The sequence below is a fragment of the Ihubacter sp. rT4E-8 genome (assembly GCF_049852125.1).
Taxonomy (GTDB): domain Bacteria; phylum Bacillota; class Clostridia; order Peptostreptococcales; family Anaerovoracaceae; genus Senimuribacter.
On sequence record NZ_CP187532.1, the window covers coordinates 2,055,211 to 2,072,776 of the forward strand.

The following is a 17,566-nucleotide window of genomic DNA, read 5'->3' on the forward strand; positions in this document are numbered from 1 at the left end:
CTCCCGGGATTAAAAAGTTTCTATAAGCTGATTCGGATCGGTAAATGGAATGCCGTATTTATCAGCAGTTTCTTTCAGCGTCAGTTTTCCCTGATACGTGGTCAGTCCTCTGCGCAGCCCCGCATGATCCTTCAGCGCCTGTCTAACCCCTTTTCCGGCGATTGCAGCCGCATACGGAATGGTCGCATTTGCCAGTGTTTCCGACGCTGTTTTCGCGAATGCAGACGGAATATTGTCGACCGCATAGTGCAGAATTCCTTCTTCCGTATACACCGGTTCCGCATGATTTGTACTTCTGCAGGTTTCAATAGCGCCGTGATCATCGCACGCTACATCCACAATCAAAGCGCCTGGTTTCATCAGTTTTAAGTCCTCCCTGTAAATCAGGTGATCTTTTCTGGTTTTATCCCACAGAATGCAGTTGATGATCACGTCTGAATTTTTCAGGCACTTTTCCAGGTTGGCACGATTGGAGTAAAGCAGTTCAACATTATACGGCAAACGCTTTGCCGCTGCTTCCATGGCCTTGGTATTGACTTCCAGAATCTGCACCCGATTTCCCAGATTGCCTGCCAGCTGCGCAGCGCCCATACCGCTGACGCCCGCGCCGATAATCGTGACCACCGGACTTTCCACACCGCACACATTGTTGAGGAGAATGCCCTGACCGCCGTGCACGCTCTGGCTGAAGTGCAGAGCTGCCAGAAATCCGCCTTTGCCTGCCAGTTCACTCATCGGTGAAAGCAGCGGGAAAGCACCGTCCTCATCGATTACATCCTCATAAGCGATACTGGTGCACCCCGATGACAGCAGATATTCTGTCTGATCTAAATGGGCATTGGAATGGATATAGGTAAGGATGATTTTCTGATCGTCGATATACTGATATTCCTCTGGAAAAATTTCCTTTACTTTATAAATCAGTTCTCCTCTGCTCCATGCTTCCTCTTTCTCCACAATGACTGCGCCCACTGCTTCATATGCAGCATCTGAAAAATAGCTGCCCAGACCTGCGCCTCGCTCTACCAAAACCGTATGTCCTCTGCGCACCAATTCTCCTGCCGTAGTCGGTGTGGCCGCCACCCTGTTTTCATACGGTTTAATCTCTTTTATGACACTGATAATCATTTTACTTCTTCCTTTCTACTTTATCTTTTTGCTCCGCCGCAGTTACCCTTTTCCGATGCCGCGGCTTTTCATAAAAACTTCCTATATTTTAGGTGAGCAAAACCCATGCCAACAAAAAAACAGAAGAAGCTGTTTTCTCTTCTCCTGTTTTTGACGAAAGAATCCATTGAAATTCCATCATTTTCTCTTTGTTACGCGCTGCTTCAAAAATCGCATCTCCGCTTGCGGCACGTCAATCGACGAAAAATAAATTTAACAGTGTCAATTCTTTTTTCATCTGTACGCTATTTTACAGATTTCTCTACCACGTCCATCATCTGGTCGATATCGATCACGCCGGTATGACGGACTTCTTTTTTGTCCAGATCTTTTAACCCTTTCGGCACGCGGACGCCGGTTTTTTCTGCCAGCGCCTCTACATAGCGGAAACCGTTTTCTGCCTCGCCAAGTCCGATGGATTTTGCCACACTCTCCGCAAATTTATAGGCGCTCGCAGTAGACGCAATCACAGTCGGCGCAGTATCGCCGGTCGCTTTTCTGTAATCCTCGTAAACCTTATATGCAACCGCCGTGTGGGTATCCATCAGATATCCATGCTCGCGGTACATTCTGCCGATCGTCTCGTTTGTCTCGCTTACATCAGCGTAGCCGCCGTAAAATTCCGACAGACCGGATTTGATCTGATCGCTGACCGTATAGCATTTCTCTGTATCAAGCCTTCCCATCAGTTCTTTGATTTCTTCACCGTTGCCGCCGGACAGGTGATACAGCAGTCTTTCCAGATTGCTGGAAATCAAAATATCCATGGACGGCGAATTGGTCAGATAAAAGTCTCTCTTGATATCGTACACGCCGGTATTGATGAAGTCGGTCAATACCTTGTTTTCATTGGAAGCGCAGATAAATTTTCCTACCGGAATGCCCATCTGCTTCGCATAGTAGCCCGCCAGGATGTTGCCGAAATTCCCTGTCGGCACGACGATGTTCATCTTTTCGCCGACCTTCAGCACGCCTCGCTCTGCAAGCTTCAGATAACTGTAAACATAGTATGCCACCTGCGGTACCAAACGTCCGATATTGATGGAATTAGCGGAAGACAGCTTGCAGCCTGCCGCAGCCAGCTTTTCCGCGAAGGCGCTGTCATTGAAAATCTTTTTCACTCCAGTCTGGGCATCGTCAAAGTTGCCGTTGATGGCAAAGACATGGGTATTCGCGCCTTCCTGGGTAATCATCTGACGCTCCTGCACCTGGCTGACACCCTGATTCGGGAAAAAGACGATAATTTCTGTACCCGGCACATCCGCAAAGCCTTCCAACGCCGCCTTTCCCGTATCGCCGGACGTCGCGGTCAGAATGCAGATTTTCTTATCTTCCTGTTCTTTTTTGATCGCCGTAGTCAGAAGATACGGCAGAATGGACAGCGCCATGTCTTTAAACGCCGCAGTCTTGCCGTGATACAGCTCCAGGAAATACGCGTCGCCGGCTTCCACAATCGGCGCGATTTCCTCTGCCTCGAATTTCTCATCATAAGCCCCGTCTACACAGCGCTTCATTTCTTCTTCTGTATAGTCGTCAAAGAATGCGCCGATAATGGCAAGGGCAACTTCCTGATAGGTTTTCCCCACCATCTCGTCTATCTGAAACGGCAGCGCCGGAATCTCTGTCGGCACGAAAAGACCTTTATCTTCAGAAAGTCCCTGAATAATCGCCTGCGCGCCCGTCAGCTCCTGCCGGCTTCCTCTTGTACTTTTAAATTTTCTCATCTGGCATTCTCCTCATTCCTTCTATGTTATTAAAAAACGTTGAAATCCTCTGGATTCCAACGTTCTCGTCCCTTTAGGACATTCCATGGTACTGCCTAGGGGAGTCGAACCCCTGATTCAGCCGTGAGAGGGCTACGTCTTGACCACTTGACCAAGGCAGCATATTGAATTGATTCTGTGAATTTGAAAACTCACAGGGTCTATTATACACGTGTTAAAGCTTCTTGTCCAGCAGTTTTTCAAAGAATCTATATTTTTTTTGTAGAGTTACAATTGATGTGACACTTGCCTATAGAAAAAGACGATAGGATCTGTTAGAATGTTAATCACCACAAAAAACATATCTGAAAGGAACCCTATCGTCATGAACAGTATAACACAAACTCAACGATATTTGCCACATGAAATTTCTACCCGTTTTTACGCAGTGAATCTTTATCGCAGCGGTCAGTCCGTCGCCTTTGTCTGCAGGCGCTACCATATATCTAAATCTTCCCTTATGCGCTGGAACAAACGCTTTGATGGTACGAAAGAGTCCCTTATGGATCATTCTCACAGACCCAAAACGCCTCATCCTTCTTCTCATACCACTGAGGAACTCAAGTGGATTCGTGATTTGCACAGACGCAATCCCCACGCCTCCGTCTGCGAAATCTATGGAAAATTACGTACTTCCAAAGGGTATCGCAGGCATCCCGGCTCTCTTTACCGTGTATTTTCTCGGCTAGGGTATACCAAGCAAAAAGTGACTCCCACTAACAAATATACTCCAAAGCCTTATGCGACTCCTCAGGCTGTTGGTGAAAAGTGGCAGATGGATGTGAAATATGTGCCCTCTGCCTGCTATACTGGCTCTATGCCTGACAAATTTTATCAATATACAATCATAGATGAAGCTTCCAGACAGCGCTTCCTCTACCCATATAAAGAACAGAGTTCTTATTCTACCGTTAATTTCATAAAGCGCGCTATCCAATTCTTTGGATATACACCAAAAATGATTCAAACGGATAATGGCGCTGAATTTACTTATCCAAAAGACTACAAAAAACTACATCCGATGGATAAACTCTGTGATGAACTTGGCATTACCCACAAGCTGATTCGTCCACACACACCAAGACACAATGGCAAAGTAGAACGCAGCCATCGATTGGACCAGGAGCGATTTTACAATTACCTGTATTTCTACTCCTATGAAGATTTAAAAGTGCAGATGCTCCGCTATCTAAAACGTTACAACAACACCCCTAAACCAGTCCTTGGGTGGGCTACACCTTTGGAGAAAAGGGCATCTTTAGAATTGCATTCTCATGATACCATATCGTCAAATTGATGCTCCCTTTTTGGTGTCACATCATTGACAAAACAACATTTTTCAAAGAATCTATATTTTTTTCTTATTACGCTTAACCATGGCGCATAACAAACTAGATTCTACTAGCTTCCATATAAGCCGCCATAAATTTCACCGAGTATTGAGCCCGTCTGCTAAACAAGCTTTATCACAACCACGAAAAAAGATCAAATACAAATACGGCCATAATCGTCATCACTGCCGCGATCAGCAAGCCCAAAACAGAGCAAATCAACCCCGCAATAGCCATCCCCTGCCTGTATGAGTTCCTGCAAAGGCTACGAATGCCGAATATGATTCCTATAATCCCTGCAATAATTCCTATAGGAAGATAGAAAACAGATACGATAGACAATACGCCGCACGTCAGCGATGCCACTGCGTCAGTATGAGTAGCCTTATACTCCACCTCTGCGTATCGGTCATAATCAAAATCCACCATGGTTGTGGTTCTTTCCCGATCAAATTCCTTTTCTTTCATAAGTCTATTTCCTTCTCTTATGATATAATTATACCATGACGATTCCTCTGAACATAGAATCGCAAGTCATGATTCAATGAACGCTTCCTTGCGGCAACGCCGTTTCAATGGCTTGCGTTCATTCTTCTTCTATTCTGACAGAATTCTGAAAGCACGAAAGCAAATTCACTACCTAAAAAAGAGGCCGGTAATTCTCTCACAGGCCGCTTTTTCTTCGATTTCTATTGTTTCTGTCTTTCCAGCAATCTCACAATTCCAAGGCCGCAGCCGACCAGTGTTTTTTCCACCGCGCCAAAAAAGCCCAATACGATATGGTTCATCATCCACATGAAGACGCTGTACAACCCGTCCACCACGAAATCGTAGAACCTGGAAACTGGTTTTGATGAGAATACTACCACGCACAAAGAGGCCAGTCCAAAGATCAACACATAATACAATACACTGTCAGCCTCCGGCAGCATAAACAGTCCCATGGTAATCCCGTGCTTCCTTATCCACTGACGAACTACCAGATGAAAAATATACACCGGCATCGTATTTCTTCCAACATATGCCAAATAATTATCCTTACCCGGCAATACATTAAACATCAGCACGATCCACGCACATCCCAATACTACCAGCAGTAACCGCATCAAAACATCCGTATACCACATCACTCTAATTTCAGCTCCTGGCCTGCGCAGCAAATACCATTCCACTGGAATTTCCTTCAAGCCAAAGGCAAGATACACAGAAATTCCCGTCAGCACAATACCCAAAAGCCAGCATTGCCATCTCTTAAGGCATTTTATCTTAGAGATATGCTCCGGTGTGCAATAATATCCTAAGAAGAAGAACGGAAAATATGAAACGATTCTTCCCAATGACAAAAACTCCGTCAAAAATGGTATGCAGCCAGCAAATAAATACAATACAAAGGTAATCGCGAAGAAATGAGGAATCTTCACATAATTTTTCTGGAATACCTTGTACAAAAACAACGCCAGCATAAACCACATGGCAAACGGAGGTCTGTCAAAATACAAAGTCGCGTGACCCCAAAGCAGCGTCCTGATGCCGTAGAAGAAAAAGATACTTAATATATACGGCCACAAAAATGTTTTAAACGCAATGGTCCTGCTCTTTTCCGGCTTCTTAGAAAAATATCCGGATAAAAACATGAATGCCTGCATAACAAACACATTAATAGTTATGTAAACGATACCACTCAGAGAATCGTGACTGAAATGTCCCGCCATTCTGGTAAAATGCGAGATGGGGATGCTCCACATACACAGACCTCGAAGCGTATCAAATACGTAATCTCTTTGTTTGGTCTCTCCCATAGTTGCTTCCTCCATGAAAACAGATATAAATTTTTACTCTTTCGCCCAGCTGCGGCAACGATCCACAGCTTTATGCCAGTCAGCAAGAAGCCGCTCTCTGCGTTTTTCATCCATTGCTGGTACAAAGGTTCTGTCAATCCGCCAGTTATTCAATATATCCTCTTGGTTCTTCCAATATCCTGACGCAAGGCCTGCCAGATATGCGGCGCCCAGGGATGTCGTTTCAATGCACTGCGGCCGTAAAACCTCCCGATCCAGAATATCAGCCTGAAACTGCATCAGGAAATCATTGGCACAAGCGCCGCCGTCCACTTTTAGAGAAATCAGGCTCTGCCCTAAATCTGTAGCCATGGCGTCTAACAGGTCGCTTGCCTGATAGGCCATAGATTCTAACGTTGCCCGAACCAAATGATTCTTTCCGGAACCTCTGGTAAGTCCAAATACTGCTCCCCTGGCGTACGGATCCCAATACGGCGCGCCCAAACCCACAAACGCAGGTACAACATAGACGCCCCCGTTATCGGCAACTGCCGTTGCCATTACCTCTGAATCAGAGGAATTCTCTAAAATATCTAATTCATCCCGAAGCCACTGAACAGCCGCCCCGCAAACGAATACCGAACCTTCCAGAGCATAATGAACCTTTCCATCCAGTCCCCACGCAATAGTTGTCAAAAGACCATTTTTCGACATTACGGGAACCTCTCCAGTACTTAACAGCAAGAAGCAGCCTGTCCCATAAGTGCTCTTTGCCTCTCCAGGCGCAAAACAGGTCTGTCCGAACAACGCAGCCTGCTGATCCCCCGCGGCTCCGGAGATCTTAATCGGGCCTGCAAATAATGTACCTTCTGTTTCACCATAGATCTGACTGGAGGGAACTGGAGCAGGCAGCATACATTTGGGAACATTCAGGATTTTTAATATATCGTCATCCCATTGCAGCGTATGAATGTTAAACATCATAGTTCTGGACGCGTTGGAATAATCTGTAACATGCACCCGTCCCCCTGTCATCTTCCAGATCAGCCAGGTTTCAATAGTACCGAAAAGCAAGTCTCCGGCTTCCGCACGCTCCCTTGCGCCATCCACATGTTCTAAAACCCAACGCAGCTTTGTGCCGCTGAAATAAGCGTCGATCAAAAGTCCTGTCTTTTCCCTGATCGTCTCCGTTAATCCCTGCGCTATCAGAGAATCAGCATATTCCGCCGTTCGTCTGCACTGCCACACAATAGCGTTGCAAATAGGTTCGCCGGTATGCCTGTCCCACACTACAGTAGTCTCCCTTTGATTGGTAATTCCGATAGCCTCGATATTTTGATAAGTAAGCCCTGCTTTTAGCATAGCTTCATGAGCTACCGTCATCTGTGTTGACCATATCTCATTGGCGTCGTGCTCTACCCATCCGGCCTGTGGGTAATACTGCCGAAACTCCTTCTGGGCTACACTGATCATATTTCCTCTTTTATCATAGATGATAGATCGTGAACTGGTCGTTCCCTGATCCAACGCTAAAATGTACTTATCCATCTTTTCTCCTTCCCCGTCCAAGATCAAACAAAAATAGCCATAATTACATTAGATATATCAATGCCTCTTTCACTGAGCCGCAGACCTTCGCCCGTATCCACCAACTGCCCTGACGCGAAAAAAGGAGCAAGCTCCCCCTTCCGGTCTGCAAATACATCCCAAAACTCCTGTCCAGTCAATCTTTTAAAATCATCAAACCGGATGCCGCAAGTCTTTCGTAGCCCTGTGAATACAAACTCTCCCGCAGTATCCGCCAAACTATTCTCACGGAATTCCATCAAAGGCGCTTCAGTAAAACGAACGCCGTCTACGAAGCTGCTCGCCCCGCTGCCTATACCAAGATAGTCCTCCATAGACCAGTATTTCAGATTATGACGACACTGTCTTCCCTGTAAAGCGCAATTAGATATTTCATAATGGTCATATCCGGCCTGCTTCAATAGCATAATCGCCCTGTGATACATTTCTCTGTCTGTCTCGTCGGGAATCTGCTCTATCTCTCCTGCCAGAAACATATCGTAGAAAGGCGTTCCTTCCTCAATCTGCAAGCTGTAAAAAGACACATGCTCCGGCGAAAGCATGATAGTTTTTCGCAGTGTATCCTCCCATATCTCCATTGAATGACCCGGTATAGCAAACATCAGATCCATATTAATATTGTCGAACCCACAGTCTCTGGCAAGATAGAAATTATCCAGAAAATCCGCTGCAGTATGTGCCCGCCCCAGGTTTTTAAGACAGCGATCATTAAAAGACTGCAGCCCTATGGACAGACGGTTGATACCGGCCCTTCGGTATGCGCGCAGCTTCTCCTCCGTCAACGTTTTCGGATTCGCCTCTATGGTAATTTCCGCTCCGGCTTTCAATTGAAAAGAAGCACGCAGACAGCCCAATAGTTCTTCCATCGCAGCAGACGGCAAAATCGACGGCGTACCGCCGCCGATAAACACCGTATCCACTTCGTAAGCACGGCCATAAATTTTGCCGTATTCTTTCATATCATCTATCAGAGATTCCACATATGCTGCTTTCTCTGCATCACTGGCGCCTTCATGAGAATAAAATCCACAGTAGCGGCACTTTGATATGCAGAAGGGAATGTGAATATAGACGCCAAGTTTGTTCATTACTTATTATCATCGTATTTCAGCACGGCTGTAAAGGCCTCCTGCGGAACCTCTACCTTACCAAACTGCCGCATACGTTTCTTTCCTTCCTTTTGCTTTTCAAGAAGCTTCTTTTTTCGAGAAATATCGCCGCCATAGCACTTTGCAATAACGTCCTTCCGATAAGCTTTGACCGTCTCTCTGGCAATTACTTTCTGTCCGACAGCCGCCTGAATCGGCACTTCAAATTGATGCATAGGAATAATTTCCTTTAATTTCTCACAGACAAAACGACCTCTGCTATAAGCCTTAGATTCATGAACGATCATCGAGAACGCGTCCACTAAATCCTTATTCAGCAGTACGTCCAGTTTAACCAGCTGCGATTTCTCATAGCGAACAAACTCATAGTCTAGCGAACCGTATCCTCGGGTTTTAGACTTCAACGCGTCAAAGAAATCATAGATAACCTCGTTCAGAGGCAGTTCATAGTGAAGCTGTACTCTGGTTTCCGTGATATATTCCATATGAAGCATCTTCCCGCGCCGTTCCTGACACAGTTCCATGATGCTTCCCACATACTCCTTAGGAATCATGATATCAGCCTTGACTATAGGTTCTTCTATATGATCGATTGCCGCAGGCTCAGGTAAGTTAGTCGGGTTCTGGATCATTTCTACCGTTCCGTCCGTCATAACAACCCGATACACAACGCTAGGCGACGTTGTGATGACTGCCAGTCCAAATTCTCTTTCCAACCGTTCTACGATAATCTCCATATGCAGCAAGCCTAAAAAGCCACAGCGGAAACCGAATCCCAACGCTGTAGACGTCTCTGGCTCAAACAGAAACGCCGCGTCATTAACCTGCAGCTTTTCCAAAGCGTCCTTGACGCCTTCATATTTTTCTCCTTCTGCCGGATAGATACCACAATAGACCATGGACTGTACTTTTTTATAACCTGGCAAAGCCTCCTCTGTCGGAGCGTTATCCAACGTAATTGTATCGCCAACTCTGGCGTCCTTAACCTGTTTAATAGACGCGCAGATATAGCCTACCTCTCCAGCGCGCAAAAACTTAGTTGGCACATGGCCCGGCGCCATAACGCCTACCTCAGTAACTTCATATTTCTTTTTTGTATTCATCAGACGAATCGTATCGCCCACTTTAACCTGACCGTCAAAGATTCGAGTATAGATCACTACGCCTTTGTAGTTATCATATACAGAGTCAAAAATCAACGCTTTTAATTTACCTGCAGGATCGCCCTGCGGCGCTGGAATCGTTCTTACCACTGCTTCCAGCAATTCGCCGATACCGATACCCTCCTTGGCAGATACCAGCGGAGCCTCTGAGGCGTCGATGCCGATCATATCCTCAATTTCTTCTTTCGTTTCCTCAGGACGTGAGCTTGCCAGATCGATTTTATTTAAACACGGCAAAATCTCCAAATCCTCATCTAACGCCAGATATACATTGGCCATAGTCTGCGCCTCTACTCCCTGCGTAGAATCTACTACTAAAACAGCGCCTTCACATGCTGCAAGGCTGCGTGAAACCTCATAAGTAAAGTCCACGTGACCCGGCGTATCGATCAAATTGAAGATATACTCATTGCCATCCTTCGCATTGTACACCAGCCGTGTGGTCTGCAGCTTAATGGTAATGCCTCGTTCTCGTTCCAGCTCCATGTTATCCAGGAATTGTTCCTTCATATCCCGGTGAGCTACAAGCCCTGTATTTTCAATAATCCTATCGGCCAGGGTTGACTTCCCGTGATCGATATGGGCGATAATGCTAAAATTCCTGATATATTCCTGATAATCCATTGGTTACCTCACTTTACGCAAACTTTATCAATATATATTGTAAAGCAATCACCCTTAATTTTCAATGAAATTTTCCATTTTTTCTATAAAGCCGCCATCTCCTCCATTCATTTGCTGGCACTGACGATCCACATGTATAGCGCAGACCGTTCCCAGAAAAAAGATCAAAAAAACGACGACAGATCTCCTAAAAGTTTTCATATGCTTTTCCCTTATGTTTTAATCCATAGCTTCAGCTAAAATTTTGCCAAAAATTCTGGCGCACTCCCTAACTTCCTCTATATTGTTTCTATTATTACCCATCTCTATAAGAATCGCTTTTCCACAGAGCTCCTGATTATACCAGTAAGGACGTTCCAGCACGCTGCCCGTATAACCGCTGAAAGACTTTTGCGCTATGCCGTTAAGGTCAGACAGAAACCCTTTGTTAGAAGCATAAGTTTCAGTAGTATTGCTCAACACATAGGAATATGTGGCTGCCGTCTTACCGCCCACCTGGGTTACAGGCCCCGGGTCGTTTCCAGCCATAGCGTCGCGGTGTAAATCAATGATGCATTCTATCGTCGGATATTTTTTCAGAAGCGCTTTGACTGTTTCATAGCTTCTGGTATAGGAATCATTATAGGAAGGATTGTCGTGAAGGGTCGTATCATGGACTACGGATATTCCCGCATCCTCCAAAGTTTCCTGCAGCACATTACCGGCGTCGCGGACAGTATTTTGTTCCTTTGTGGTATGATAATTACCAGAAGACGTAGGCAGATAGCTTTCCGTTGCATGGGTGTGATAGATCAGCACACGCGGCTTTCCATCGCTTTTTTTAACTTTCTTTGTTTTAGAAGGTTTCTTTTTTTCTGTCTTTGCCGCCTCGGCTTGTTCCTGCTGCAAAACGTCCTCATCGGCTACCAGTTCCATACACGGTAAGCTGCTTTCCAGACACATGGTAGTTAAATGATCCCCATCCACTGCGTCAACTGCGGCATCCTTCATAAAAAAAACTACCGTCACAAGAAAGACGAACAAAAAAAGCATCACTAGATTTTTTCTACCCATAATTCCCCCGACTCCTGACTTTTATCAAATACGTACCCTATGAGTATATGCCGGGGTGCAGCGCGATATTAACAGCATTTGCAATAATATCTGAAAAAGACTCTGTAATCAGATCGATATCGGTAGAAGTTACGACCATATCAAAATTTCTCTCATCAAAGTAAGCGGCGGCCTTTTCCTCCGGTACCCTGATTTCCTCCAGCGCCTCCAGAATCACAGTTTTGGAATCAATCACCGTGGGAACGCCTATTGCAATAACCTTTGTCCCCAAAGTCGTTTCGTTAAGCTCCTTGCGCATATTGCCCATTCCCGCGCCCGGCGCAATCCCTGTATCGCTAATCTGAATGGTCGTGCTGACCCTGCCGATATTTCGCGCCGCCAAAGCGTCGATTGCTATAACCGCGTCAGGCTGCATCATCTCTACGGTCTTTTCGATTAACTCTGCTGTCTCCATGCCTGTGGTTGCAGTAACACCCGGCGCGATTCCACTTACATTGGACATCTCATGATCACCGTCTCTCTCAAAGATGCGAAAAAGGTGACTGGTAATGCGAACCTTTGATAAGGTTACCGGCCCCAGGCTGTCCGGTGTCACCTTTTCGTTTCCCAAACCGACGATCAGCACCTTCAAGCCGTATCGATGACGGATCAGCTTTTTCAGCTCCTCCGCCAACGCATGAGCCGCACGTTCCTTAATACCGTCTTTTTCATCGATAATACCGTCCACTTCTATGGTAACGTATCGGCCCTGAGGTTTTCCCATAAGCGCCTCTCCCTTCAAGTTAACGATATCTACACAGGTCGTCTTAATATCATCATCTATTTGCTGATGGTCTATAATGATACCATCCTTTTCACCGGGTCTGACGCCGGACTCCTCTAAATTTTCAACGCCCTCTACCGCCAAGTCTGTTCTGTACTTCAAAAAAACACCTCCATCTTCTTTGCATATTCTCGTTTCATATGAAAAGTTTTCCCGATGCCTCTAAAACTATGCGGTTTCATCATACGAATGACTTAATCACCAAAAAACTCTTGCATTTTCTTTTCAATTCATATATACTTAATGTGCGAATTTAGCGTAAAAAAGCTAAAAATTTAATAGTGGGGTGAATAATTATGGCAAACATTAAATCCGCAAAAAAAAGAATCAGAGTCATCGACAAGAAAACTGCTAGAAACAGAAGAGTTAAGGACCATGTCAAGACAGCTCTGAAGAACTTCGACGCAGCGCTGGAATCCGCTGATTTCGACGCAGCTTCTGAGAAGCTGAGAGTTGCTGAAAAGAAGTTAATGCAGGCTGCTGCTAAGGGAACGCTTAACAAGAAAGCTGCTTCCAGAAAAGTTTCCAGACTGACCAAAAGATTCAACGCTGCAAAAGCAGCAAAATAAGTCTCACCCGTCCCCACCAGTGCATAAGTTAAATGCACATGCGAGAGCAAAAAAACCGATGGATGTGTCTCCCATCGGTTTTATATTATCAAAAATAGCTTACAGGAGGTATTTACATGTCACTACACATCGGCGCCGAAAAAGGCCAGATCGCAAAAACAGTTCTCATGCCGGGCGACCCGCTGAGAGCTCAGTTCATTGCAGAAAATTTCTTAGAAAGCCCGGTCAGATATTCAGAAATCCGTAATATGTACGGTTACACCGGCACCTATAAAGGAGTTCCAATCAGTGTACAGGGAAGCGGCATGGGGATGCCTTCCATGGGCATCTACTCCTGGGAGCTTTTCACAGAATATGATGTAGAAAATATTATCCGAATCGGCACTGCCGGCGCGTTTCACGAAAGCATCGAGGTGGGCGATCTGATCATTGCTCTGGCAGCGTCTACAGACTCCCGCTATCAGCACGCCTTTGATCTGCCGGGACAGTATTCGCCGAGCGCCAGCTTTTCCCTTCTCACAAAGGTCATAGACGCGGGAAAAGAAAACGGCATTTCCTTCAAAGCTGGAAATACCGTGACCTGTGACGTATTTTATGAACTGGGCGACCACTGGTGGAAACAGTGGGCGTCCATGGATGTTTTGGCAGTTGAAATGGAGGCTGCCGCCCTCTATATGAACGCCGCTTACCACAGCAGAAACGCCCTTGCCATGATGACCGTAAGCGATCACTTTGTCACCGGCGAAAAAGCTACCGTGGAGCAGCGTCAAAATCAGTTCACCGATATGATGAAGCTGGCCCTTGAAGCCGCGGTTAAATAACGCTCATTAAAAAACTGTGGCAGCAATTGAAATACGCTGTCCACAGTTTTTTCAATTTACGATTTAAATTTTTTCCAATACTCTGTATACATGTCATCTGCCTCGCTGCCCAGATTTTTCAGAGCTTCGCACTTCAGCAACAGCTCGTTCTTCGGAAATAGAACTGACATCTTAGCCGCGTCGCCCTTCACCGCTTCCATAACCGCAAGATTCGGAATAGAATAAGTCAGATAGTCGAAGTTCTTTACAGACACCTGTTTTTCCAGCATGAAGTTAATCCACTTTGCAGCGTTTTCCCGGTTTTCAGATGCCGTCGGGATCGCCCATGAATCGGTAAAGAATTCACTGCCCTCCTCCGGAATTACAAAGGTCAAATTCGGATTTTCCTCCTGACAATAGAGAACCTCGCCGTTCCACAGCACCGCAACGTCCGCCGAACCACCCAGCAAAATGTCTCTAGCTGAATCATTAGCGTACTTGTATACCAACGGCTTTTGCTGAATCAAATATTCGGACGCCTCCTGCAGCTCCGACTCCTTCACTGTATTCAAAGAGTATCCCTTTGCTTTCAGCGCCACTGCCAAAGTATCCCGCATACTGTCAGGCATAACGATCCTCCCGCTGTACTGTTCCTTCCAGAGATCATTCCAGCTTTTGATCGAGCCTTCTTGAATTTTTTCATTGTTATACAGGATCCCCAACGTTCCCCAGGTATGAGGCACAGTGTACCTGTTTCCCGGATCAAAGGTCTCTGAAAGCTCCAGATAACTTTTTTCCAGATTAGCGATATTCGGAATCGAAGCATAATCAATCTCCGCCAGCAGATTTTCGTCAATAAGCTTTTCCATCATATAATCAGACGCGCAGATTACATCGTAATTAACAGAACGATTCTTTACTACAGGATACATTTCCTCATTCGTATCAAAAGTATCCATTACCACCTCAACGCCTGTCTCATCTTCGAATTCCTCAATCAGCGCCGGATCAATATAATCCCCAAAGCAATAAATATGAACCTGATCGCCATTTTTGCCGATGCCGATACCGCTGAGAACCATTACTCCTCCTATAACGCACACGACGGATGCAGTCAATACGGCCATGACCGCTTTACCGCCTCGAGTATCCTTTTTCTCAGAAGCCATATTGGAAATAACCAATACAATGAGTACGATAACAAAGATCAGAGTCGACAGAGCGAACAATGTCGGCCGTATGCCCACCTTAACCTGGCTGTAAATCAAAGTAGATATAGTGTTGATCCCCGCCCCACGTGTAAAATGCGTAACCACAAAATCGTCTACAGACATGGTAAAGGCCAATAAAAATCCGCTGACGATACCCGGCCTTATGTCCGGCAATACCACTTTGTAAAACGCGTAAAAAGGCGTTGCGCCTAGATCCAAAGCCGCCTCATAGGTATTCCCTGATAGCTGTTTGAATTTCGGTAAAACAGACAAAATCACATATGGCAAGCAAAAGGTAATGTGCGACAATAAAACGGTTCCCCAGCTGAGAGAAATGCCGAAGACCAGAAAGGTCAGCATCAGAGAAATACCGATCACAATGTCCGCGTTGAGAAGCGGAATATTGTTCAGACCCATGATGACTGTCTCCGTCTTCTTTCTCATAACCATAATTCCAATGCAGGCCAACGTACCGACCAGTGTAGCGATCGCCGCCGCAGAAAGCGCAATGGTAAACGTATTCCATATGGCCTCCATAATCATGCTGTTACCCAGCATTTCCTTATACCATTTCAGGGAAAAGCCTCCCCATACCGCCATGGACTTGCTCTCATTAAAGGACAACACCATCAAAGTGCCAATCGGCAAATAGAGAAAGAGAACGATCAAACCAAGGTAAAATCCTTTTAAGAATTTCTTCATATCAGATTTCCCTCCCCATCCTTATCAAGCTTCGACAGAGCCGCCATACTAATGACAATGAAAATCATCATAATCAGGGACAGTCCAGATCCCAGATTCCAGTTAGCGCTGGTGGTAAATTCCTGCTCGATGATATTACCGATGAGATGAATCTTTCCGCCACCCAACATATTGGAAATCACAAACGTAGTCAAAGACGGTACAAACACCATGGTGACCCCGCTGGCGATGCCCGGCACGCTAAGCGGAAGCAGAATATCAAAGAGCACACGCTTTTTGGTAGCGCCCAGATCATAAGCCGCTTCGATAATATGTTCATCAATCTTCATCAAAGTATTGTAAATCGGCAATACCATAAAAGGTAAATAGTCGTACACCATGCCCAAAACAATCGCAGCCGGCGTATTAATGATTTCCAGCGCCGGCAAATGCAGCACGGCAAGAATATTATTGATAAGCCCGCCCTTTTCCAGAATCACCTGCCACGCCATAGTCCGCAGCAAAAAATTCATCCACATCGGTAAAATGAATAAGAAAACCATAAATCCCTTTTGTCCGATGCGGCTTCCTTTCAGCAACAGCGCAAGCGGAAAAGCCAAAAAAAAGCAAATTATCGTGCTGATCAATGCCAAAAGCAGAGCCAGCATTAAGGCCTTCGCGTGTTCCGCACCGAAAATTGCCAATATATTGCTCATAGTAAAAGCGCCGCTTCTGTCCGTGAATCCGTAATAGGCAATGACCATCAGCGGAATTAAAGTACCCGCCGCAATCCATATCAAAAACGGCCCGGCAAACAATTTTCTAGACATCGATTTCAATGGCCTCCTCCTCTTTAGACTGCGGCTTATTCATAATCTGGATATTCTCCGGAATCACATTAAGACTGACCTTTGTCCCGACCGGATAGCTGGTAGTATTCTGTGCCAGCCAGGTAAATCCGCCAGCTTCAATTTCCATCTCGTAATGAACGCCTATGAATACATTGTGTATAACCTCTCCATCAAGTCTCCCCGCTCCCGGCGCTCCAATCATTAGGTCTTCCGGGCGAATAACCACGTCTACCGGTTTATTACGGCCAAAGCCCTCATCAATACATGGAAAAATTGTGTCACAGAGCTTCACCACCCGGTCTTCCACCATGATACCGTCCAAAATATTGCTGTCACCGATAAAATCAGCAACAAAAGCATTTTCCGGCTCATTGTAAATTTCCTCCGGCGTTCCCATCTGCTGAATATAACCGCCATTCATGACGACCACTTTATCACTCATCGTCAAAGCTTCTTCCTGATCATGGGTCACGTAAATAAACGTAATACCCAACTCATTTTTTAGACGAATCAATTCATACTGCATATCCTGGCGCAGCTTCAAATCCAAAGCGCCCAAAGGCTCATCCAAAAGAAGAACCTTGGGTTCATTCACAATTGCTCTCGCCATGGCGATACGCTGCTGCTGTCCGCCGGAAAGCTGATCAATTTTTCTTTTTTCGTAACCGTCTAAATTGACCAGTTTCAAAGCGTATTTTACCTTATCACGGATATAACTTTCACTCTTACCGCTGATTTTCAAACCAAAGGCAATATTCTGCTGCACATTCATATGCGGAAACAAAGCATATTTCTGAAACACAGTATTGATATGCCGCTGGTTCGGCGGTACATTGGTAATATCCTTCCCCTCAAAAAATACCTGTCCGTCATCAGGTTTCTCAAAGCCTCCGACAATACGGAGTGTCGTGGTTTTTCCGCAGCCAGACGGCCCCAGCAGGGTGATAAATTCATTTTGGTTCACCGTCAGATTAAAATCATCCAGTACCAACGTGTCCTCAAACGACTTTGAGATGTGTCTAAGTTCAATGAGTGATGTCATTTCCTTTCCTTTCT

The 17,566-nt window shown here is 45.6% G+C and carries 15 protein-coding genes and 1 tRNA gene; 3 read left to right on the plus strand and 13 right to left on the minus strand.

Annotated features, from left to right (window positions below):
• Window positions 1–9 precede the first annotated feature (9 nt).
• The 3 genes from ACPW7J_RS10310 to ACPW7J_RS10320 form a co-directional block, all read right to left on the minus strand.
• Window positions 10–1,128 (minus strand): alanine dehydrogenase, encoded by a 1,119-nt coding sequence (locus ACPW7J_RS10310; protein ID WP_425755195.1) that lies wholly within the window; start codon window positions 1,126–1,128, stop codon window positions 10–12.
• A gap of 284 nt (window positions 1,129–1,412) precedes the next feature.
• Window positions 1,413–2,891: a threonine synthase gene (gene thrC / locus ACPW7J_RS10315; protein ID WP_425755196.1), complete on the minus strand. Its 1,479-nt coding sequence runs from the start codon at window positions 2,889–2,891 to the stop codon at window positions 1,413–1,415.
• 86 nt (window positions 2,892–2,977) lie between these two features.
• Window positions 2,978–3,052, minus strand: a tRNA-Glu gene (locus tag ACPW7J_RS10320).
• Window positions 3,053–3,255: 203 nt separating this feature from the next.
• On the opposite strand from ACPW7J_RS10320, the gene ACPW7J_RS10325 reads away from it, so the two are divergent.
• Window positions 3,256–4,227 (plus strand): DDE-type integrase/transposase/recombinase, encoded by a 972-nt coding sequence (locus ACPW7J_RS10325; RefSeq protein ID WP_425754926.1) that lies wholly within the window; start codon window positions 3,256–3,258, stop codon window positions 4,225–4,227.
• A 169-nt stretch (window positions 4,228–4,396) separates the two neighbouring features.
• On the opposite strand, the gene ACPW7J_RS10330 is transcribed toward ACPW7J_RS10325, so the two are convergent.
• The 7 genes from ACPW7J_RS10330 to gpr all read right to left on the minus strand — a co-directional run bounded on the left by ACPW7J_RS10330 (window position 4,397) and on the right by gpr (window position 12,500).
• Window positions 4,397–4,729, minus strand: coding sequence for a hypothetical protein (locus ACPW7J_RS10330; protein WP_425755197.1), 333 nt, complete (start codon window positions 4,727–4,729; stop codon window positions 4,397–4,399).
• 221 nt (window positions 4,730–4,950) lie between these two features.
• Window positions 4,951–6,060 (minus strand): acyltransferase family protein, encoded by a 1,110-nt coding sequence (locus ACPW7J_RS10335; protein ID WP_425755198.1) that lies wholly within the window; start codon window positions 6,058–6,060, stop codon window positions 4,951–4,953.
• Between the two features lie 33 nt (window positions 6,061–6,093).
• Window positions 6,094–7,587, minus strand: coding sequence for a glycerol kinase GlpK (glpK, locus tag ACPW7J_RS10340; protein WP_425755199.1), 1,494 nt, complete (start codon window positions 7,585–7,587; stop codon window positions 6,094–6,096).
• 23 nt (window positions 7,588–7,610) lie between these two features.
• The gene (hemW, locus tag ACPW7J_RS10345) at window positions 7,611–8,714 is read right to left on the minus strand and encodes a radical SAM family heme chaperone HemW (protein WP_425755200.1); all 1,104 of its coding nucleotides are present in this window, start codon (window positions 8,712–8,714) and stop codon (window positions 7,611–7,613) included.
• Window positions 8,714–10,522, minus strand: a complete 1,809-nt coding sequence (lepA, locus tag ACPW7J_RS10350) for a translation elongation factor 4 (protein ID WP_425755201.1) — start codon at window positions 10,520–10,522, stop codon at window positions 8,714–8,716. Before lepA ends, hemW begins: the two co-directional genes overlap by 1 nt.
• Window positions 10,523–10,741: 219 nt before the next feature.
• The gene (gene spoIIP / locus ACPW7J_RS10355; RefSeq protein ID WP_161874989.1) at window positions 10,742–11,575 is read right to left on the minus strand and encodes a stage II sporulation protein P; all 834 of its coding nucleotides are present in this window, start codon (window positions 11,573–11,575) and stop codon (window positions 10,742–10,744) included.
• Window positions 11,576–11,612: 37 nt separating this feature from the next.
• A complete protein-coding gene (gpr, locus tag ACPW7J_RS10360) occupies window positions 11,613–12,500 on the minus strand; it encodes a GPR endopeptidase (protein WP_425755202.1) in 888 nt (295 codons plus the stop codon).
• A gap of 194 nt (window positions 12,501–12,694) precedes the next feature.
• On the opposite strand from gpr, the gene rpsT reads away from it, so the two are divergent.
• Window positions 12,695–12,967, plus strand: coding sequence for a 30S ribosomal protein S20 (rpsT, locus tag ACPW7J_RS10365; protein WP_161874991.1), 273 nt, complete (start codon window positions 12,695–12,697; stop codon window positions 12,965–12,967).
• A 116-nt stretch (window positions 12,968–13,083) separates the two neighbouring features.
• Window positions 13,084–13,788: a purine-nucleoside phosphorylase gene (gene deoD, locus ACPW7J_RS10370; RefSeq protein ID WP_161874992.1), complete on the plus strand. Its 705-nt coding sequence runs from the start codon at window positions 13,084–13,086 to the stop codon at window positions 13,786–13,788.
• A 56-nt stretch (window positions 13,789–13,844) separates the two neighbouring features.
• Here the strand turns inward: deoD and ACPW7J_RS10375 are convergent, their stop codons facing one another.
• Genes ACPW7J_RS10375 through ACPW7J_RS10385 form a run of 3 tightly spaced genes read right to left on the minus strand, consistent with a single transcriptional unit; the run spans window position 13,845 to window position 17,552 of the window.
• Window positions 13,845–15,680: an extracellular solute-binding protein gene (locus ACPW7J_RS10375; RefSeq protein WP_161874993.1), complete on the minus strand. Its 1,836-nt coding sequence runs from the start codon at window positions 15,678–15,680 to the stop codon at window positions 13,845–13,847.
• Window positions 15,677–16,489, minus strand: a complete 813-nt coding sequence (locus ACPW7J_RS10380) for an ABC transporter permease (protein WP_425755203.1) — start codon at window positions 16,487–16,489, stop codon at window positions 15,677–15,679. Before ACPW7J_RS10380 ends, ACPW7J_RS10375 begins: the two co-directional genes overlap by 4 nt.
• Window positions 16,482–17,552, minus strand: coding sequence for an ABC transporter ATP-binding protein (locus tag ACPW7J_RS10385; RefSeq protein ID WP_161874995.1), 1,071 nt, complete (start codon window positions 17,550–17,552; stop codon window positions 16,482–16,484). Before ACPW7J_RS10385 ends, ACPW7J_RS10380 begins: the two co-directional genes overlap by 8 nt.
• Window positions 17,553–17,566: the final 14 nt, after the last annotated feature.